The following is a 19802-nucleotide window of genomic DNA, read 5'->3' as shown; positions in this document are numbered from 1 at the left end:
CGCGTGCGTGCGGCCTGAACGGTGGGGAGGACCCGTCCCGGATTCCTGCCGAGTCTAGCGACCCGGCGCTATTTGCCCGCGCACAACAGTGCGTGGCCTGTCTTTCCATCTTGCGGCACACCACCCGGTGTGCACGGCTCATACTGGGGCGTTGCACCCAGTGAGAGCGTGGTTCACGGGTATTCAGTCACGGTTTTCATCATTGCGGTCCGCATCCTTGCCAAAAAACTTGTCCAAGGCCACAGGCTCGGTGGTGGACGGGCTCACACCGTAGTGCTTGAGCACATCCCCCATGATCCGGCTGAAAACACCCGATGCACCAATGGTCCGCACATCACCCTTGGGGCGCTGCAGTGTCACCGCCACCACGTACTGAGGATCCTCCATGGGCGCCATGCCCACGAACGACGTGGTGTAACCGTCGTAGCCACCCTGATCGCCTGGAGCCTCCGCCGTGCCGGATTTCCCACCCACGCGGTAGCCCTCCACGGCAGCATCCGGGGCACCACCCACGGTGACCACGGTTTCCATGATCTCCAGCACCTGTGCGGCGGTTTCGCCGCTGATCACCCGACGCGGCTCCGGGGTGGGTGCCTGGGTGGTGTTGCCGGTCGCATCCGTGGTGGAGAGCACCACACGGGGTTCCACCAGGACGCCGTCATTGGCCACCGTCTGGTAGATGGTGGCGGTGCGTAACGGGGACTGGGAGAGCCCCTGGCCGAACAGCACGGTGTACTGCTGGCGGGTGTCCCAGGCGGTCCAATCGGCCAGCAGACCCATGGTCTCACCGGGGATCTCGATCCCGGTCAGATCCCCGATCCCAAAGTTCTTCAGCCATGTGTGGCGTTGTTCGGGGCTGAGTCGGCTGCCCACCTCAACGGTGCCGGTGTTCATGGAATCCGCCACGATTCCCGCGAAGGTGCGGTCCTCGGCGCCGTGATTGAAGGAGTCCGTGAAAGTTTGACCGTCAATGGTCAGCTCGGCCGGAACCGGAACCTCACTGAGAGGTTCAGCCTTTCCTTCTTCAATGGCTGCCGAAGCCGTCAGGGTCTTCTCCGTGGAGCCTGGCTCCACTGCGGCCGCCACGGCGCGTGGCGAGTAGTCGCCCTCATTCTCTGTCCGGCCCGGTTCATTGGGGTCCACCATGGTGGAATCCGCAAGCGCCAGCACCTGGCCGTCGGAGACCCGCAGCACGACGGCGGTGCCCCACTCCGCATCGAGCTCCTTGACGCGGGCGGCCACGGCTTCCTGGGCGTAGTACTGGACATCACGGTCGATGGTCAGTTGCACACTGCCGCCATCCACCGCACTGACCTCGTCCTGCGGTGCAACCGGGATCCGCACCCCGTCAGCACTGATCTCAAAGGTGCGGCTGCCGTCCTCACCGCTGAGAACGTCGTTCTGGGAGAGTTCAATGCCTGCCAGAGCATCTCCGTCACCGCCCATGAAACCCACCACGGACCCACCCAGCTGACCGTTGGGGTAGCTGCGTTGGGACACGGGCTCAGCCGTGACGTAGCCCAACTGAAGTTCCCGCACCGCATTCCACTGCTCCGGTGTGGCCGATCGGAAGAGGTACTGGAAGTTGGCATCACCATCCAAGGCGTCACGGACGTCGTCGTCGGAGATGTGGAGGATGTCCGCCAAATTCTGGATGGTCTCCAACACGGACACAGTCCGGGTGGTTCCATCCGGGTTGCGCATGATGATGTCCTGCACCAAGGTCTGGTCCACGGCGATGTCGTAGCGCTGGATGCTGCGGGCCATCACCGCCCCGGTCCGGTCCACGATCTCACCGCGCAACGCAGGCAGACGTTCCTGGCGCAGACGAGCATTCTCTGCGGAGGCCGCACGCCCGCTCAGGTCAAAACCCTGGACCCACACCAGGCGCAAAGCCAACAGCACCAGGGCGAACAGGCCGATGGCCAAACCGATGAACTCACGCCGACTTGCGGGGCGCTGCATGCCCAGTTGGGGGTCGTCAGTGGCATCCGGGTGTTCGGAGGACGAGCTCACTGGCCACCTCCGTTACCCTGCTGGGCTGTTGCGGAATCGGCCCCGCCCGCTGCGGGGTCAGGGCCGTCTTGCTCCACTGCCGCGTCAGCGCCGGCACCTGCTGCATCCGCATCGGCAGGTGTCCCGGTGGGGGCTGCGGTGGGCGAAGGTGAGGGGGTGGCATCGGCAGGCTGGCGCTGCTGGGGCGCGGGCAGGCTGCCCCCGTGCAGGTTCACACCCAGTTCAGCCTCGTTGGCGGCCTGTAGCTGGTCCTGAGCCTGAGACTCGCTCTCGGGCAGGGCGTCACGGCGCTCCCGTGCCAATGACGCCGCACGGTCTGCTGCCGCGGAGCCCCTCTGGACGGGTTGGGCCACCAGGATCTCCGCATCCTCCGCCGCAGGAGCGGGCTGGGGATTGCCGGAGACCTCCTGGGCGTCCAGATCGATCAGGCCTTCCGAGGTGGTGGAGACCATGCCCTCGTTGGTGGCGGCCATGGCCACGTTCTGTGGAGCCTGATAGAACTCCAGGTCTTGGGTCAGTGCCTCTGACTCCTGTGCCAGGGCACGCTCCTGCGCACGCATCTCCACCAGCCGGTACTGACCGTCACTGATCTTGATGTTCAGGAACAAGATCCCAGCCAAGGTGGCCATGACTGCAAGGACCGCCACCGCCAGGGGCAGGAGTGCGGACCAACGCCGTCGAACAGCGGGGGGAGCACCGGATCCTGCGGCTTGTGCGGTACCCGCTGACACACTGGAGCCGGACGGCTGTCGCCGCGTCGTCAGCGCCAAGTGCTGAGGCATCTTGATCCGTCCGCGCAGACGGCCCTTTCCTCCCCGGGGGTTCTCACCTGATCCGGTCATGCCACATTCCCACTTCTGATGCGTTCGGCCGCCCGCAACCGCGCGGACGCGGCGCGCGGATTGGCAGCAATTTCTTCCTCGGTGGGGGTGTGCGTGCCCCGTGTGAGGACCTTGAAGGTCGGCTTGTGCTCCTCCAACTCCACCGGCAGACCCTTGGGCGCTGTGGAGACGGAACGAGCAGCTAAGACCTGTTTAACGATTTTGTCTTCCAGGGAGTGGTAGCTCATGGCAACGACTCGCCCGTTCATGCTGAGAACATCCAGGGCACGCGGGACCGCGCGACGCAAGACCTCGAGTTCCTGGTTGACCTCGATGCGCAGCGCCTGAAACGTCTGCTTGGCCGGGTGGCCCTTCTTGCGCTGCACTGCAACGGGGACCGCACCACGCACGATCTCCACGAGTTCACCGGTGGTGGCCAATTCCTGTGACGTACGGGTCTTGACGATGGCTCGGGCAATCCGGTCTGCAAAGCGTTCCTCTCCCCAGTCGCGCAGGATTCGGCGCAAATCATCCTCCGAGTAGGTGTTCACGATCTCCTGGGCGGTGAACTCGGAGGTCGAATCCATGCGCATGTCCAAGGGCGCGTCATAGGAGTAGGCGAATCCACGCTCGCGTTCATCCAGCTGCATGGACGAGACGCCCAGGTCGAACAGAATGGCGTCGGCACGGTGGAAGCCGGCCTGTTCCAGGGCCTCCGGGATGTGATCGTAGGTGGCGTGTACGGGGTGGAATCGCTCACCGAATGGTGCCAGCCGGGCGCTGGCCAATTCCAAGGCGGTGGGGTCACGGTCCACACCCACCAGGTGCAGCGTGGGGAACCGTGTCAGCAGCGCTTCTGAGTGACCCCCCATGCCCAGGGTGGCGTCCACGGCCACCGAATGGTCCCGATCCAGGCCAGGTGCCATGAGGTCCAGGCATTGGTCCAACAGGACGGGGACGTGCCGCTGAGAGGTGGGGCGCGGTACATCCGACATGGCTGCTCCTCATCACGGCCACGATCAGGTGGCCATCAACGATTCAGGGGTGCACGCGCCGTCGCATGCGGTGTTTTCGGTGCATCAGCTTACTGGCGGCAGGGTCCGAACAGACGGACACCGCACCGTGAGCTACGTGACCAGAACCCCGCCCGCTGGCCGTCCCTCGAATCCGGCCTGGCTCAGGGGAAGTTGAGTCAGGACGGTGACGGCAGTGCGGGTGGAGATCTCGCCGCGGAGATCCCGGTGCGGTGTGCAACCGCTCATGGACAACTATTCGGTTTCAGCCGGTGTGCTCAGAAGAGCCCCGGGATGACCTCGTCCTCAGTGGCCGAGAACGCCGACTCCTGTTCCGCTAGGTAGGACTCCCATGCCTGGGCGTCCCAGATCTCAGCACGGGAGCCGGCGCCTACAACCGCCAACTCACGATCCAGACCTGCGTACTGACGAAGCGGAGTGGGAATGGTCACCCGGCCCTGCTTGTCCGGCACCTCATCCGAGGCACCTGAGAGAAAAACGCGGATGTAGTCACGGGCCTGTTTGGACGACAACGGCGCCGCCCGCATCTGCTCGTGAACCTTCTCGAACTCAGAAGCGCTGAACACGTAGATGCAGCGTTCCTGACCGCGAGTGAGGACCAGACCTTCGGCAAGTTCATCGCGAAACTTGGCCGGAAGGATCAGGCGCCCCTTCTCATCGAGCCGGGGTGAGTACGTCCCGAGGAACATGCTCACCACCTTGGTTCTTGAAGGGTTCCTCCTACTTCTCTCTCTACTCCCCCACTTTACTCCACTTTCCTCCCCGGTCAACCAACATCCGCGTCAACGTGGGCAAACGTGACGCAGGATCGACGATCAGTGGTGCGTGAACCACTCTTCCCAGCAGGGCATCTGTGCATGTCAGAGCATCTGGGGCCACGAACGGGTGCCCAGTGGAGGGATGTGGGGAGGGGATGTGGAGCAACGTGGAGGGAGCACCTGGTGGCGATGCACAACCGGCGGCGCCTGAACGGTGCGCAGCGGCACCGCCCGATGGCTCGCGCTTCGATGCCGTGCCTCGATCAAGCCGCTGCCACTTTGGTACGCCATCAGTTGCTCATGGCGTACCAAAGTGGCACCCGCTTGGCGCGCGTGGCATCGGGTGGGGTGGCTCAGGTGGCGGGGTGGATCAGGTGCGCAAGTCATGCCCCGGTGCGCAGTGAATGACTGGGCTGGGCACGCCAATGGCCGACCGGACGCGCCCGACCCGCCCCCACATTTCTGCCGCTAACCCCACATTTCTGCCGCTGACTCTCTGTTGTGGAGTCGCCTGGGCATGGCAAAGGCCCCGAACCACCAGGGTTCGGGGCCTCAAACCGAATGGGTCAGGGGCGGGTCACTGGCCGCTGGAGCGGCGCTCGTCCCACTTGTTCTCCAAATTGCGCATGAATCCCGACGACGACTTGGCCGCCTTGGGTGCCGGGCCCCGGCTGGGCTGGGGATCGGCGTCTGCTGCAGCCTTGGGCTTGCCGGCACCGCGGGTGCTGGCCCAGTAGACACCCAGGGACATGATCAAAAAGCCCAGGACGCCAACCACGATCTGGTTGAGCATGACACCACCGATGACCACGACCAGTCCCACAACGGCGATCACCGCACCCAGCACAATGGCACGGGTGGAGAACGTGGGGCGGACGGGCCGGGTTTCCATGGTGCTGGCGAACTGGGGGTCGTCAGCATTCAACTGCTGTTCCAATTGCGCCAACAGCTGTTGCTCTCGCTCAGACAGAGCCACGACGTCCCTCCTCAAAGGCGATGATCAGGATCGATGGGCAGGGGCCAAGGGCAACGTTGCACACCGTCTTTTGAACAAGCCTACCCTCCATGTCCACCCCTGGGTACGCCTGGTTCTGGTCTGTTCCGCGACCCAGGCTCCCAGTTGCCTTGTGGATCGCCTCCGCCCGCAGCACCGGGGCGCAGGTTCTGCTCACCTTCACGCCGGTGCCCCGTCCCGCGGTGGCCGAGCATGGAGGCCGGTCCGAGTCCGACATCGCCAAAGCGCCTGCGTGCACGATCCATGGCGGATTCCACGGCGGCCCAGTCCTCCTCCCTGCCGTCCAGGCTCAGTTGCATGGCGGTGTCACCTGATTCCAGATGTTCAGCACGCACCCCGATCAGGCGCACCGGTGCGGGCAACGGCGTCTCCTGTTTGAGCAGGTCCAGGGCATGGGTGTAGAGGTCGTGCCCCGAGGAAAACGGCTGTGGCACGGTGCGCGAGCGCGAGATGGTGGTGAAATCCGCCCAGCGCAGTTTGAGTCCCACACGTTTGGCCCGCAGTCCGTTGGAACGCAGACGAGCGGCTGTGCGGTGGGACAGGCTCAACAGTTCCCGCCTGATCCTTCCAACGTCCGTGACGTCTTCCTCGAACGTGCCCTCAGCCCCCAGACTCTTCTCCTCCCGCACCGGGGTGACCGCGCGAGGATCGTGGCCGTTGGCCAACGCGTGGAGATGGGCGCCGGCGGCCGGGCCCACAAGTCGTGCCAATGATGCCGGTGTCTGGGCGGCCAAGTCCCCCACATGCCGCAGCCCGGCGGCCTGCAAAGTCTGGGCGGTCTTGGCACCAACCCCCCACAGTGCGCCCACGGGCAACTCCGCCAGAAAGGCCACCGTGTCTCGATGGTTCACCAAAAGCAGACCGTCAGGTTTGGCGCGGGTGGAGGCGATCTTGGCAATGGTCTTGGTGGCACCGATCCCCACAGAAGCGGTCAATCCAGTGGCCTCCCGGATCCGCACCCGCAGCCGCCGCGCGATCTCCAAGGGTGAACCCAGCCGACGGATGGCACCGGAGACATCCAGAAAGGCCTCATCCACACTGATCTGCTCCACACGGTCGGTGACCTCATGAAAGATCCTCATGATGGCCGCCGAATACTTGGGATACACCTTGTAGTGCGGGGTCAGAACCGTTCCCTGGGGGCACATGGCCCGGGCCCGTGCCAACGGCATCCCGGAACGAATACCAAAGGCTCGCGCCTCATAGGAAGCCGAGAGCACCACGGATCGGTTGGACTGTGCGGCCACAATCACCGGGCGCCCCACCAGCTCGGGGCGTTCCAACAACTCCACGGCCACAAAGAACATGTCCATGTCCACATGGAGGATCGCTGTGCGCCGGAGTTCGGCGACGTCGTCGTCCTGAGGCACAACCACTCCTTCCTGGTGAACCGGAACCCGGTACTGGGTTGCACTGACGACCGGGTTGCGCTGACTACCGGGCTGCACCGGCCCGGCGCAGGCTCGTCTACGCTGATGGAGGTGCCGTGACGCGCCTGCCATGCCACACCGTTTGACCGGGAGCCTTACGTGCCAACACCCAGCATCCCATCCGCCTCGGACAGCACAGCTGCGTTGCAGGATCAGATCACCGCAGAGACCAGTACTTTCCTTGAGGGCGTTGAACACGAACTGACACAATGGTTCGGTCAGCAGACCCAGGTTGCCCTGGGGATCGACGACGCCGCCGGTGAGTTGGTTCAGGCCATTGCCGATCTGTCCACGGGCGGCAAACGGATGCGGGCCCAACTCCTGTACTGGGGATGGCGTTCGGCAGGTGGTCAGACCGACTCCCCCATCCCGATTCAGGCGGCAGCGGGGCTGGAACTTTTCCAAACGGCGGCTTTGATTCACGACGACGTCATTGACCGCTCTGACACCCGACGCTCCATGCCCAGCGTGCACAAGCGCCTGGAGCACCTCCACGTGAACCGCAGCTGGGATCAGGAACCCGCCCATTTTGGGGTGTCCTCCGCCATCCTGATTGGCGATCTGGCCCTGACCTGGTCTGAGCAATTGTTCGGACAAGCCCTGGCGGCAGCAGGCCATCCAGCAGAAGCCGCTCAGGGTTTCAATCTGATGCGTACGGAAGTGATGATCGGGCAGTATCTGGACATCCATGCGGAAGTGGCCGCAGGCGATGTCCCCTCCGAGCGAGCCCACCGGCGTGCGGTGGACATACTGCGGTACAAATCCGCCAAGTACTCAGCCGAACACCCCGTTGCATTGGGGGCGCTGCTGGCGGGGAGAACCGAAGCTCAGATCGCAGGGCATCGGAAGTTCGCCTTGGCCCTGGGCGAGGCTTTCCAGATCCGGGACGACATTCTGGGCATCTACGGAGATCCCCAGACCACGGGCAAGCCCGCAGGCGATGACCTCCGCGAAGGCAAACGCACCGTGGTCATCGCCAAGCACCTTGAGCACGCCACGGAAGATCAAGCAGCCGCCGTGACCCGGGTACTGGGCCGCTCCGAGAGCACCGCGGAGGACATCATGACCGCACGCCAGGCGATCCAGGCCAGTGGTGCCCTGGAACAGGTGGAGGAATCCGTGGACCTCCTCACCGCGGCGGCAAAAGCCGGGATCAACAGCCTGCAGGTGGAACCCGTGGTGGCCGCAGCCTTCCACCGCATCCTGCAATCGGCGGTGCGCCGCGAGCGCTGATCAGCGTTGCAAGCGACCGTTTCGCGGCCGACTTTCTCGCGGCGGACTGTTCCGCCGCTGACCATTTCACCGCTGAAGCGGTGGTTCACCACCCCATGGACTGGGCTCGACGCCGAATCTCCGTCTTGCGACCTGCATGGAGGAAGTCCACGGGACGTCCGGGAAGGGACTCGTCCGGGGTCAGCAACCAGATGGCAGCTTCCACGTCTGTGAAGCCGGCATCTCGCAGGACGGAGACGGTGCCCTGCAACGAATCCAAGGGCTTGCCGTCGGTGGTGAACTCCACGGGGATCCGCCGCACACCGTCAGCGGGGTCGCGGAAGGCGAGCACGGCGCCGTCGTCCACCAATCCATGCACGCGAGTGACGATCACGTCCATGGCCTCAGCAATGTCAGGGATGGTGGTCCACCCCTGAACCAGCTGTGCCAGCGGGGCGAACTGTTCGGGTGTGGGATCTTCTTCACGATGAGTGGACTTGTTCACGGCACCAGGGTGCCATGCGGTGCGTCCAGGGCACAGTCTGGCGCGCTGTGACCACAGTGGGAGTGACCGCGATGTGCGTTGGAACCGTGATGTGGTGAGACTCGCGCGCCCCCTTGCTGTGCGCCGGCGGATGAGCCGGGTAGCGTCTGGGGCGCGGCCGTTACTTCCCCACAGTCGTCACCCCAGTCCTTGAGGTCTCTCATGCACCACACTCCTGAGGACCAGGATTCGCAGCGCGCTGACAAGCACCCGAATTCTGGTACCCGCCCGCATTTTCGCCTGGCAACCCGGGCAGCAACCGCAGCAGCCGCATTGGCGGCGTTGGGTGTTACGGGCGCTGCAGCAGCACACGCCACCCCGGATGACCACCAGCCCACGCCCGCCCAGGACGAATCACGCCCCGAAGGACCCGTCCGCACCGTGATGCCCGGGGATTCGCTGTGGTCGGTTGCCACCGCCAATGGCATCTCCGTGGAGGAGCTGATGGAGTTCAACGATCTCCACGGTGACGCCGCGTTGAAGCCCGGCCAGCACTTACGCCTCAGCGCCCCGGCAGGGGCGGATGCCCCCCGAAAAGCGGTGGATGCCGCAGCGGTCGCCGAGCCTGCAGAACCAGCAGACAACACCCAGACGGAAGCGCCGGCCACCACGGAGCACACGGTGGTCCGCGGTGATTCCTTGTGGGAACTGGCCCGCACGCATGACGTCACGGTGGCTGAGATCATCGAGGCCAATGACCTCGATGTGGCCCGTGCCCTGAATACCGGGCACGTACTGACGATTCCCGCCGCAGACGCCGGCCCTCAGGCCCCTGCGGCCTCCGAGCCGGGGCAACCCTCCGAGCAGTCTGGCCCCACACCGCAGGCTGTCACCAACAATTTCCCCGGACATGACTACGACGACGACACCGTGGCCGCCGCCAATGAGTCCCACGCCGCGCTGGCACAACGGCCCCAGGTCTCTGCCCAGGACCTGAAGTCCATGGTGCGCAGCACCGCTGAAGACATGGGTGTGGACCCAGCCCTGGCATTGGCGCATGCCGAGCAGGAATCCGGGTTCAACCACCAGGTGATCTCCCCTGCCAATGCCATCGGCACCATGCAGGTGATCCCCGCAGCAGGCGAATGGGCAGAACTGCTGGTGGGCCGGGAACTGGATCTGTTGGATCCACAGGACAACGTGACCGCCGGGGTGGCCATCATTCGCGCCAACACGCAGCGCGCGGATAATGACGACCAGGCCATTGCCGCCTATTACCAAGGCCTTCACGGCGTCCAGGAATACGGCATGTTCGATGACACCAAGCGTTACGTGTCCCAGGTGAAGGCCAAGCTCAACGCCTGGAGCTGACCACCGTGAAGGCCAGAAGTTCTGCTTCCAAGCATTGGCTCAGAACCCTGGCCTAGTGTTGTCTTGTGCAAAGAGCTCAAGAAGATCACCTGACCGGCACCGTCCTGGAGTCGCGCTACACGGTGGGCCCACGTATGGCCCGCGGTGGCACCGGGGGTGTCTACCGGGCGGTGGATCAGCGCTTGGATCGCACGGTGGCCGTCAAGATCATGCACCCACACCTGACGGAGGACCCTGCCTTCGTGGGCAGATTTGCACGGGAGGCACGTGCTGCTGCCCAGCTGTCCCACCCTCACGTGGTGGCGGTCCTGGACCAAGGTGAAACCCCCGATGGCCTGGTTTACCTGGTCATGGAATACGTGGAGGGCGGCACCCTGCGGGACGTGCTCCACCGCAAGGGCTTCCTGACCCCCAGCCAGGCCTTCAGCATCTTGGCTCAGATGCTGGACGGGCTGGCCAGCGCGCACCGTGCAGGACTGGTTCACCGGGACATCAAACCGGAGAACGTCCTCATGCGCACGGACGGAACCGTCAAGGTGGCCGACTTTGGTCTGAGCCGTGGGGCCGATCAGCACACCACCACCGGGGCAGTGTTGGGCACCGTGGCCTACGCTGCACCGGAGTTGGTGTTGGAGAAGCCCGTGGGAACCCGTGCGGACGTCTACTCGGTGGGCATTTTGGCGTGGGAAATGTTGGCAGGGCGCCGCCCGTTCGAGGGCGGGCCGTTGAGCCTGGCCCGTGCCCACGCGGAACAGGCCGTCCCCGCCTTGGAGAAGACAGTGGACGGGATCGATCCGCTGATCGCCCAGATGCTGGCCCGCTGGACGGCCAAGGAAGAAGACCAACGGCCTGCAGATGCCAGTCACCTGGTCCAGGAACTGGCCCACGTGCGACGTCAGTTGAACGCGGATGCGCTGACGCATGTCCCCAACGGCTGGGAGCAGGGACCCGGGCCGCTGGCGCCCGTGGTGGCCGACCCCGGCGCCTCGGTGCTGCCGCCCACCGCACCAGCCACCGGTCCGGTGGAGGAACGTCGCTCCAGCGGTTCGCCGCCCACCGCACCCGCTGATGCCTCGGAGTTCTCGGAGTCCTCGGAGGCACCGACTGAAGCTGTGGCGCCCGTGACCCCGTGGGCGGATGACGACAGCACGCGCGCGAAGAGGCCCTCCTTACAGACTGCACAGTCCACACAGACCGCACAGGACACCCAGGCCACACCGTCACAGGCAGAAGCCCCCACCGAAGCCATCACCACCGCCACCGCACACGCATCCACCAGGACCGCGCCCAAGAACTTGGGAGTCTTTGACGACACCACCTCCCTGACAGGGCTGCACACCGCAACCTCCCCGACCGTGTCTGAGGAGGGGCTGGGCACCGGTGGTACCGGACGCGGGGGTGGGTCCACGGCTTCCAGCGTGTGGTACGACGACGGCGGCGCGGCAGGGTCCGGCTCGGCCACACTGTCTGGCCATGCCACACCGTACGGACGCACTGCCCAGTCTGGACGCGCAACCAAGTCTGGACGCACCAAACCGACGGATCCCACCAAACCCATGGTCAAGCTCATCCGCTGGTCCGTGCTCAAGGTGGGCGTGGCCCTGGCTCTGACGGTGCTGCTGGTGTGTCTTGCTGCGTTCATGGGCTGGTTGCTGGGTTCGGGCAGCTTCCGCACGGAAGTGGTTCCGGCTGTCTACGGCACCAGCACCGAACAGGCGCAATCCCTGGTGCAGGACCAAGGATTCGGCAATGTGCGGGTGTACGAACAATCCAGCACTGAATTACCCGCAGGCTCAGTGCTGGGAACGGAGCCCGCTGAGGGGACCCAGATGCGCGTGGGTGAACAACTCTCCATCTTGGTCTCCAGTGGCCCCGCACAGGTGAGCGTTCCCGCTCTGGAGGGCTTGGAGCAGCAGGAGGCCACCTCACGGCTGGAGAACGCAGGGCTGAGCCCCGGTCAGATCACCACCGAGTTCTCCAGCTCAGCTGAAGGAACGGTCATTGCCGCCTCACCCACCCAGAGCACCCAGGTTGATGAGGGATCCAGCGTGGACCTGACCATTTCGGCAGGCTCCGAACCCACGGAGGTGCCCAACGTGGTGGGATCTGACGTCACTGACGCCACCAGTCAGCTGGAGGACCTGGGATTCACCGTTACTCGTGAGGACGTGGCCGGAGGCCGCTTGGGCCGGGTGATCACCCAGTCCCAGAACGGCACCAACATCACCCTACGAGTGATCTGACCGCTCAGACGTCCTGCGTCCCCCAGCAGGTGACCGGCCGTCGGTCATGTGGCCGACGGCCGGCTTGATGTTCAGTCAGTCACGAGCCAGGTAGCCTGCCACCAGGAAGGCGATCTCCAATGACTGCATGTGGTTGAGTCGGGGATCGCACAGGGTTTCGTAGCGGTCGGCAAAGTGGGCTTCCTCCACGGCTGCGGCACCGCCCAGGCACTCGGCGACGTCGTCGCCGGTCATCTCCACGTGTAAGCCACCGGGATGGGAGCCGATGGCCTGGTGCACCTCGAAGAAGCCGCGGACCTCGTCCACGACGTCGTCGAAGTTGCGGGTCTTGAAACCGGACGGGGTGGACACGGTGTTGCCGTGCATGGGGTCGGAGACCCAGACCACCTTGGCGCCGGATCCTTCCACGGCCTCCACCACACGCGGGAGGTTCTCGCGGATCTTGCCGGCCCCCATGCGGGTGATGAAGGTCAGGCGGCCCGGGATGCGGTGGGGATCCAACTTGTCGATCAGCGCCAAGGCGTCCTCCGCCGTCGTGGACGGGCCAAGCTTGACGCCGATCGGGTTCTCCAAGCGGGAGAGCAGGTCCACGTGGGCATCGTCCAACCCACGGGTGCGCTCACCGATCCACAGGAAGTGACCTGAGGTGCCGTACGGGCGGTGGGTGCGGGAATCGATGCGGGTCAGGGCTCGTTCGTAGTCCAACAGCAGGGCCTCGTGCCCGGTGAACAGCTCGGTGGTCTTGAGTGCATCAAAATCGGCGCCGCAGGCTTCCATGAACTTCACGGCGCGGTCGATCTCACGGGCCATGGACTCGTAACGGGAGTGCGCGGGGTTGGAGGCAAAGCCCATGTTCCAGGAGTGCACGTGGCGCAGATCCGCAAACCCACCGCCGGTGAAAGCGCGAATCAGATTCAGCGTGGATGCGGAGGTGTGGTAGCCGCGAACCATGCGGTTGGGGTCGTGGACGCGGGCCTCTTCCGTGAAGTCGAAGCCGTTGACCATCTCACCGCGGAAGGTGGGCAGGGTGAGGCCGTCACGCGTTTCATCGTTGGAGGAGCGCGGCTTGGAGAACTGCCCTGCCATCCGCCCCATCTTGACCACAGGCATGGAAGCCCCGTAGGTCAAAACAGCCGCCATCTGCAGCAATGTCTGGACGCGGGCGGTGATCTTGTCCGCGGTGGCGCCCTCAAAGGTCTCAGCGCAGTCACCACCCTGCAGGAAGAACGCACGACCCTGTGCCACCTCAGCCAAGCGTGCCTTGAGAGTGTCCACCTCACCGGCAAACACCAGCGGGGGCACGGTGGAGAGTTCCTCAATGCTGGAGGCAAAATCGGGGTGCTCAGCCCACGTGGGTTGTTGATCTGCCGTCAGGTTGCGCCACTCGTCCAGCCCATAGGTGTCAGCGGTGGGCTTGGGGCCGGGCTGGAACGGGAGCTGGGCTGTGTCTACGGAAACCTGAGTCACGGTGTTGCGTCCTTGCGTTTGCGGCCGTCAGTGCGGCCGTGGTGTGGCCGTGCCGGGAAGCACAGCAAATGGATGGACTGCGAGTTGGACTGTCCCTGACCCATGCGTGGTTTTGACACAGGTTCCGGCCCGCAATCGCGCAACCTCTACGCTACCGCAGCTCAAGGTGCCCACAGTCACACCTGCAGTCACACCTGCTTGAGCCGTGCCCAGCCCCCGGGCACCAGCGATCGCAGGCCTCAGCTTCCGGAGGCCTTGCCCTGCGCCTGTGCGCGCTTGACGTCAGCCGCGTAGGCCTCCACGTACTCCTGGCCGGAGAGCTTCTGGATGGCCTGGACGATCTCGTCAGCGATCTGCCGGACCACGTCCCGGTCCCCTGCACGATCCTTCAGGTGGGAGAAGTCCATGGGCTCACCAAAAATGGTGGTCACCCGGAATCCCTTCTTCTGCCGCCACGGGGCCGGGAACGGCGTGCCCAACGGCTGCACCACGTCCGTACCGATCATGGCAATGGGAATCACCGGAGCACCGGATTCCAGGACCAGACGGGCCACACCGATCTTGGCGCGGTACAGTCGGCCGTCATGAGAGCGGGTGCCTTCCGGATAGATCCCCAGCAGTTCACCCTCGGCCAGCTTTTTGCCACCGGCTGACAGGGACGCCGCTGACTTCTTGCCACCGGAGCGGTCCATGGGGATCTGGTTGATGGCTCGGAAGAACCCGGCCACGATCTTGCCTTTGAGCCCCTTGCCCGTGAAGTAGTCGGACTTGGCCAGGAAAAAGATCTGCCGGTCCACGGCAATGGGCATGAAGATGTGGTCAGCAGCCGCCAGATGGTTGCTGGCCAGAATGGCAGGTCCCGTGCTGGGAACGTTGTGTGCGCCCACCACCTTGGGGCGGAAAGTCAGGTTGATGAACGGGGCAACCACCCAGTTCTTCAAGAACATGTAGACCATGTGGTCTGCACTCCTTACGGCCGTTCATGCACTGTGCCGCAGGCGCTGTTGACCAACGACGACGGCGGAACCGTGACTGATTCCGCTGCAGTATCTCATGGCGGTGGTGAGAGCGGGCAGCCTTGCAGCAGTGAGAGCGTGGAGCCTTCCGGCAGTGAGAGCATGGTCCCATGACCACCCACCCCGATCTGCCCACAGAGGCCGACCCTCGCGTGGCATTCACCATGACGGCCGCACGGTCTGCCCACAGCACCTCCGGCTCCGGGGACAGCCCGGCACCGCAGCCTGTGGGAGTGCTGGTGATCCACGGCTTCACCGGTTCCGTCTACAGCGTGCGTGACTGGGCGCTGAATTTCACACCCGAGCACTCGGTGGTGGTGCCAGCGCTGCCAGGACATGAGTCCACATGGGAAGACCTTTCAACCACCACCTGGCAGCAGTGGTACACCCATGTGGCAGATCTGCTCGCCGAGCTGGCTTCCAGCCACGAGCGTGTGGTGGTGGCAGGGTTTTCCATGGGCGGTGCCCTGGCTTTGCGCCTGGCGGAGGCCATGCCGGAGGTGGTGGACGGCGTCGTCGTGGTGAATCCGGCGCTGTCGCTGCACAACCGGGCCGCGCGTGCTGCTTCCGTGCTGCGTCACGCCGTGAAGTCCACCCGCGCCGTGGGCAGTGACGTGGCCAAGGAAGGGGTGGATGAATACGCCTACGGGCGCACGCCCACAGCGGGTGTGGCCCAGTTGAACCGGTTGATGCGCCTGACCACCAGGGAGCTGGCCAAGATCACGGTGCCGGTGTTGGTGCTGCGCTCACGGCAGGACCATGTGGTCTCCAAAGCCTCCCACGAACTGATCATGCAGCGCTGCAGCGGCCCCGTGGAGACCGTGGTGCTACCGCGCAGCTATCACGTTGCCACCTTGGATCATGAGGCTGACGTGGTGCTCAACCGCTCCCGCGAATTTGTGGATGCCGTTGCGGCAGGACACTGTTCGATCACCGGTGGGCCACTTCCAGCAGCCCGGAGCGTCAGCTCTGCTGAGCCCGTGCAGGGAGGTTGCGGGTGAGCCAGACGCCCAGGGACCCAGAATCGGATCAGCAGGCCTGGGAGGAGATCGTTCACCGCCTCCAGGAGCCGGAGCCGGAGGACCCATCAGAATCTGAACCGGAACCTGAGGTGTATCAGGTTCCCTGGCGCTCAGCACTGCCTGCCGCAGGTGCTGTTCCCCGCGAACTTGCCGATGAGTCCGAGGAGGACTGGCAGCCTCACGACCCGGGACACGTGACCGCAGGATTGAGCACTGGCACACTGACAGCATGGTTACTGCTTATCGTGGTGCCTGTTGTTCTGGTCATCCTGGGAGCCATGATGGACGGGCTGCCGTGGTGGCTGTGGATGCCAGGTCTGGCCACGGTGATTTCCTCAATCATCACGTTGCTGGGCGGGCTGCCGGAACAACGTGACTCAGGCGATGACGGTGCTCGGGTCTGACCCGAACACCTGAAACCGTCACCGCAACGGATGCACCATCCAAAGTTTTCATCACCTGTTCGCCTCCACGCGATCACCTGATCCAACCCCCGGGAGACCCAGTGCGCGAAACATCCGTGCCGCCCATCCACGAGCACCTGACCCAGAAGCGCATCACCGACCTGCTGCAACGCCAAGCCACATCCACTGCTGACCCGGTCCTGTACGAACGGTTGCCCCGCACCGGGCCGGGCGTAGCTGTGCGGGCCTCCGAGTTCCGGCGGCAGGTCATGGACGTGGCCAAGGGCGTGGTGGCCGCAGGACTGGAGCCCGGGCAGCGTGTGGGGATTCTGGGACGCACCCGCTACGAGTGGAGTCTGGTGGACTTTGCCATTTGGTGGGCAGGCTGCGTATCCGTTCCCGTCTATGACTCCTCCTCCCCCGCCCAGATTGCCTGGAATCTGCTGGACTCCCAAGCACAAGCTGTGTTCGTGGAGAACCAGAAGCTGGAGGATGCGGTGCGCTCCACGGCCGCGCAGGTGGCAGACGGCTCGTTGGAGGGTCTGGACGACGGCGCCCAGGCCACCCATCTGGAGGCCGCGCAGCGGATGTGGCGCATGGACGGCACGGGCAACAGCCTGGAGCAGTTGATGGATGCAGGCCGTGAGATCTCCGATGACCAGTTGGAGCAGCGCAGGCTCACAGTGAACCTGGATGACACGGCCACCATCATTTACACCTCCGGCACCACGGGACCCCCCAAGGGGTGCGAGCTGACACACCGCAACTTTGTGTTCCTGTGTGAGAACGTCCAGCCCTATCTGCCGGAGGTCATCCACACCGGGGCCAAGACGGTGCTCTTCCTCCCGCTAGCACACGTGTTTGCACGCATGGTGGAGGTCATTGCCCTGCACGCCGGCATCACCCTGGCGCACACCCCCGATGTGAAGAACCTCAGCGCCGACCTGCAGCGGGTGCAGCCATCCTTCATCCTGGCCGTGCCGCGGGTGTTCGAGAAAATCATGATCGGCGCACGCATGCGAGCGCAGGATGGCGGCAAACTGCGCTCCTGGTTGTTCAACCGTGCGGTGACCACCGGCCAGAGTTGGTCCCGCGCCCACGCACGGGGCCGGGTCAGCCCGGTGTTGGCTGCACGGCACAAGCTCTACGACCGCCTGGTCTACGCCAAGTTGCGTGAAGCCATGGGTGGCAACGTCAAATGGGCCATTTCAGGGGGTGCGGCCCTGAGCGAGTCCCTGGCGCACTTCTTCCACGGCATCGGCCTGTACGTGGTGGAGGGCTACGGGCTCACGGAGACCACAGCCCCCATCGCGGCCAACACCCCCGCCATCAACGCGCTGGGCACCGTGGGCCGACCGCTGCCGGGTCACCAGATCCGTTTGGGCGACGACGACGAGATCCAGGTCCGCGGTCCCCACGTGATGGCCCGCTACCACGGTCGCCCGGATCTGACCGAGGAAGCGCTCAAGGACGGGTGGTTTGCCACCGGGGACCTGGGTGCCATGGATGATCGCGGACTGCTGCGGATCACAGGACGCAAGAAGGAAATCATTGTCACAGCCGGTGGCAAGAACGTAATCCCGGAGGTCTTGGAGGGTCCCATCCGGGCCACCGCCGCGGTCAGCCAGTGCATGGTGATCGGTGAGGGGCGCAAGTTCGTGGCCGCGTTGATCACCTTGGACCCGGAGACCCTGGCCAAACAACTGGAGTTCCTGGGTCTGGACCCCTCCATGAGCACCGAGCAGGCCGCCGAACACCCGGAGGTCATCAGTCACATCCAGTCCATCGTGGACCGGGCCAACCGCAAGGTCTCCGTGGCGGAAAGCATCCGTGCCTTCCAGATCCTGCCATCGGATCTCACGGTGGAATCTGGGCATCTGACACCGTCCATGAAACTGCGCCGCCCGGAGATCCTGCGCGATGTCGCTGAGACCATTGAGGAGCTGTATTCGCGTCCAGCACCCCCTGCGCGTCCGGCATCGGATGCCCGTGCGCGTTTGGAGTCCTCCCTGGAGAGTTCCAAGGAGCGGTTGGAGAACTCCCGGGAGCGCCTGGAGACCTCAGTGCAGCGGCTGGAGACCTCCATGGAGCGGCTGCGCGAAATCACAGAGAAGAACGTCAAGGACATTCACTTGAAGGACCTGCCAGGTGTGGAGCGTGGTCTGAAGGAAATGAAGGAACGCAGGGACCGCCACTGATGCCCACAGAGACCAGCAGAACCACCACCACCGCCGTCGTCCCGGCCGCCCGGCTGAAGACCGCACGCTGGGCCTCCGGCGGGTTCTTCCTGGTCAACGGCGCGGTGTACGCCAACCTTTTGCCCCGTCTGCCAGAGGTCAAGGACGCCTTTGAGCTGACCAACACGCAGTTCGGTTTTCTGGTGATTGCCCTGCCTGTGGGGTCCATCCTGGCCGGGATGGCACCGGCACCCTTGTTGCGCAGGTTTGGTTCCGCCCGTGTGGCAGGGATCGGCTCGGCTGCCTTGGCTGCCGTGATTGCCGTGGCGGACACTGCTGCTGCGTGGGCTGCCGGCAGCACATTGTTCCTGGGTGGCCAGGCAAACGGCGCAGCGGTGGGTCTGGGCGTGGTGGTGGCCTATCTGGCCGGCATGATGCTGGCCGGCATGTTGGACGCTATTGTGGACACGGCCCAGAACGCCCAAGGCATCCAGATCCAAAAAGCCATGGGCCGTTCCATCCTCAACTTCCTGCACGCACTGTGGAGCCTGGGGGCCATGCTGGGCGGCCTGATGGGATCCGCTGCCGTGGCCTTGGACCTGCCACTGCACATCCACCTGGCCATCAGCGGCGCGCTGTTCGCGGCCGTGGCGTTGATCTCCCAGCACTTTGCCCTGAACCGTCATGAGACGGAGGGCCTGAGCCGGGTGCGGGTGGTGGCCGATGAAACCGGCCCGGGCACACCGGACACACCCGCCAAACCGGTGATCCCCGCGGCCTCCCCCTCCACCGGACGCGCACTGGCCCTGGTGGCCTTGATCTCCAGCATCGCCATTGCAGGCGCCATGGTGGAAGACCTTGGGATGAACTGGTCCACCCTGTTTCTCTCCCGCGTCCTGGACACACCGGCAGCTTGGGCCGGCATGGGTCTGGTGGCGCTGATGGCCGCTCAGTTCATCGGACGGCTGGTGGGCGATGCCATGACCAACCGGTTCGGACGGGTCTGGATGGCACGATTCGGCGGCAGCCTGGCCGCGGCTGGCCTGGCCGTGGCGGCTCTCTCCCCCGCACCGACTTTCGCCATCATCGGTTTTGCCCTGGCCGGTTTCGGTTGCGCCACGCTGGTGCCCTCGGCCTTCCACGCCGCGGACTCCGTGCCTGGGCTCAAACCCGGCACCGGGCTGACCATGGCCGGGTGGCTGCTGCGAGCTGCGTTCTTGAGTGTCTCCCCGTTCGTGGGCGTGGTCTCCGATTCCGTGGGGCTGCGGGTGGCGGTGTTGGCCGTCCCCGTGGTCGCCATTTTTGCCGTGGTGGTGGCGGGGGCGCTCAGAG

The 19802-nt window shown here is 64.8% G+C and carries 16 protein-coding genes; 7 read left to right on the top strand and 9 right to left on the bottom strand.

Going from position 1 to position 19802, the window contains the following annotated elements:
• Nucleotides 1-183: 183 nt before the first annotated feature.
• The 6 genes from L979_RS05905 to dinB form a co-directional block, all read right to left on the bottom strand.
• Nucleotides 184-2016 (bottom strand): penicillin-binding protein 2, encoded by a 1833-nt coding sequence (locus L979_RS05905; protein ID WP_231559418.1) that lies wholly within the window; start codon nucleotides 2014-2016, stop codon nucleotides 184-186.
• Nucleotides 2013-2858, bottom strand: coding sequence for a hypothetical protein (locus tag L979_RS14515; RefSeq protein WP_052209568.1), 846 nt, complete (start codon nucleotides 2856-2858; stop codon nucleotides 2013-2015). Before L979_RS14515 ends, L979_RS05905 begins: the two co-directional genes overlap by 4 nt.
• Nucleotides 2855-3832, bottom strand: a complete 978-nt coding sequence (gene rsmH, locus L979_RS05895; protein ID WP_047690368.1) for a 16S rRNA (cytosine(1402)-N(4))-methyltransferase RsmH — start codon at nucleotides 3830-3832, stop codon at nucleotides 2855-2857. The genes L979_RS14515 and rsmH overlap by 4 nt, the downstream gene beginning before the upstream one ends.
• 296 nt (nucleotides 3833-4128) lie before the next feature.
• Nucleotides 4129-4560 carry a division/cell wall cluster transcriptional repressor MraZ gene (gene mraZ, locus L979_RS05890; protein WP_047690367.1) on the bottom strand — a complete coding sequence of 144 codons (432 nt, stop codon included), beginning with the start codon at nucleotides 4558-4560 and terminating at the stop codon, nucleotides 4129-4131.
• A 646-nt stretch (nucleotides 4561-5206) separates the two neighbouring features.
• Nucleotides 5207-5605 carry a DUF3040 domain-containing protein gene (locus tag L979_RS05885; protein WP_047690364.1) on the bottom strand — a complete coding sequence of 133 codons (399 nt, stop codon included), beginning with the start codon at nucleotides 5603-5605 and terminating at the stop codon, nucleotides 5207-5209.
• An 80-nt stretch (nucleotides 5606-5685) separates the two neighbouring features.
• The gene (dinB, locus tag L979_RS05880) at nucleotides 5686-6957 is read right to left on the bottom strand and encodes a DNA polymerase IV (RefSeq protein WP_231559420.1); all 1272 of its coding nucleotides are present in this window, start codon (nucleotides 6955-6957) and stop codon (nucleotides 5686-5688) included.
• A gap of 216 nt (nucleotides 6958-7173) precedes the next feature.
• Here dinB and L979_RS05875 point away from each other — a divergent pair, with 216 nt between their 5' ends.
• A complete protein-coding gene (locus L979_RS05875) occupies nucleotides 7174-8307 on the top strand; it encodes a polyprenyl synthetase family protein (RefSeq protein WP_052209567.1) in 1134 nt (377 codons plus the stop codon).
• Nucleotides 8308-8392: 85 nt separating this feature from the next.
• Here the strand turns inward: L979_RS05875 and L979_RS05870 are convergent, their stop codons facing one another.
• On the bottom strand, nucleotides 8393-8791 hold the full coding sequence (locus tag L979_RS05870) for an Rv2175c family DNA-binding protein (RefSeq protein WP_231559417.1): 399 nt from the start codon (nucleotides 8789-8791) through the stop codon (nucleotides 8393-8395).
• 201 nt (nucleotides 8792-8992) lie between these two features.
• On the opposite strand from L979_RS05870, the gene L979_RS05865 reads away from it, so the two are divergent.
• Nucleotides 8993-10141 carry a lytic transglycosylase domain-containing protein gene (locus L979_RS05865; protein ID WP_052209566.1) on the top strand — a complete coding sequence of 383 codons (1149 nt, stop codon included), beginning with the start codon at nucleotides 8993-8995 and terminating at the stop codon, nucleotides 10139-10141.
• A 65-nt stretch (nucleotides 10142-10206) separates the two neighbouring features.
• Entirely contained in the window at nucleotides 10207-12384 is a 2178-nt protein-coding gene (locus tag L979_RS05860; RefSeq protein WP_047690362.1) for a protein kinase, read from the top strand.
• A gap of 75 nt (nucleotides 12385-12459) precedes the next feature.
• Here the strand turns inward: L979_RS05860 and L979_RS05855 are convergent, their stop codons facing one another.
• Together L979_RS05855 and L979_RS05850 are read right to left on the bottom strand one after the other, a co-directional pair.
• The gene (locus L979_RS05855; RefSeq protein WP_052209573.1) at nucleotides 12460-13776 is read right to left on the bottom strand and encodes a class II 3-deoxy-7-phosphoheptulonate synthase; all 1317 of its coding nucleotides are present in this window, start codon (nucleotides 13774-13776) and stop codon (nucleotides 12460-12462) included.
• A gap of 314 nt (nucleotides 13777-14090) precedes the next feature.
• A complete protein-coding gene (locus tag L979_RS05850; RefSeq protein WP_047690358.1) occupies nucleotides 14091-14807 on the bottom strand; it encodes a 1-acyl-sn-glycerol-3-phosphate acyltransferase in 717 nt (238 codons plus the stop codon).
• A gap of 170 nt (nucleotides 14808-14977) precedes the next feature.
• Between L979_RS05850 and L979_RS05845 the strand changes: the two genes are divergently transcribed.
• From L979_RS05845 to L979_RS05830, 4 genes are all read left to right on the top strand, one after another.
• Nucleotides 14978-15868 (top strand): carboxylesterase, encoded by an 891-nt coding sequence (locus L979_RS05845; protein WP_231559416.1) that lies wholly within the window; start codon nucleotides 14978-14980, stop codon nucleotides 15866-15868.
• The gene (locus tag L979_RS05840) at nucleotides 15865-16293 is read left to right on the top strand and encodes a hypothetical protein (protein WP_047690356.1); all 429 of its coding nucleotides are present in this window, start codon (nucleotides 15865-15867) and stop codon (nucleotides 16291-16293) included. The genes L979_RS05845 and L979_RS05840 overlap by 4 nt, the downstream gene beginning before the upstream one ends.
• Nucleotides 16294-16394: 101 nt before the next feature.
• Nucleotides 16395-18491 (top strand): long-chain fatty acid--CoA ligase, encoded by a 2097-nt coding sequence (locus L979_RS05835; protein ID WP_081993893.1) that lies wholly within the window; start codon nucleotides 16395-16397, stop codon nucleotides 18489-18491.
• The coding region (locus L979_RS05830) for an MFS transporter (RefSeq protein WP_052209564.1) at nucleotides 18491-19802 on the top strand (1312 nt) is incomplete at its 3' end. The genes L979_RS05835 and L979_RS05830, both read left to right, overlap by 1 nt.

The sequence above is a fragment of the Kocuria sp. ZOR0020 genome (genome assembly GCF_000800955.1).
Taxonomy (GTDB): Bacteria; Actinomycetota; Actinomycetes; order Actinomycetales; family Micrococcaceae; genus Kocuria; species Kocuria subflava.
Note: the sequence above shows the minus strand (reverse complement) of the source record. Positions and strands in the feature narration are given on the sequence as shown.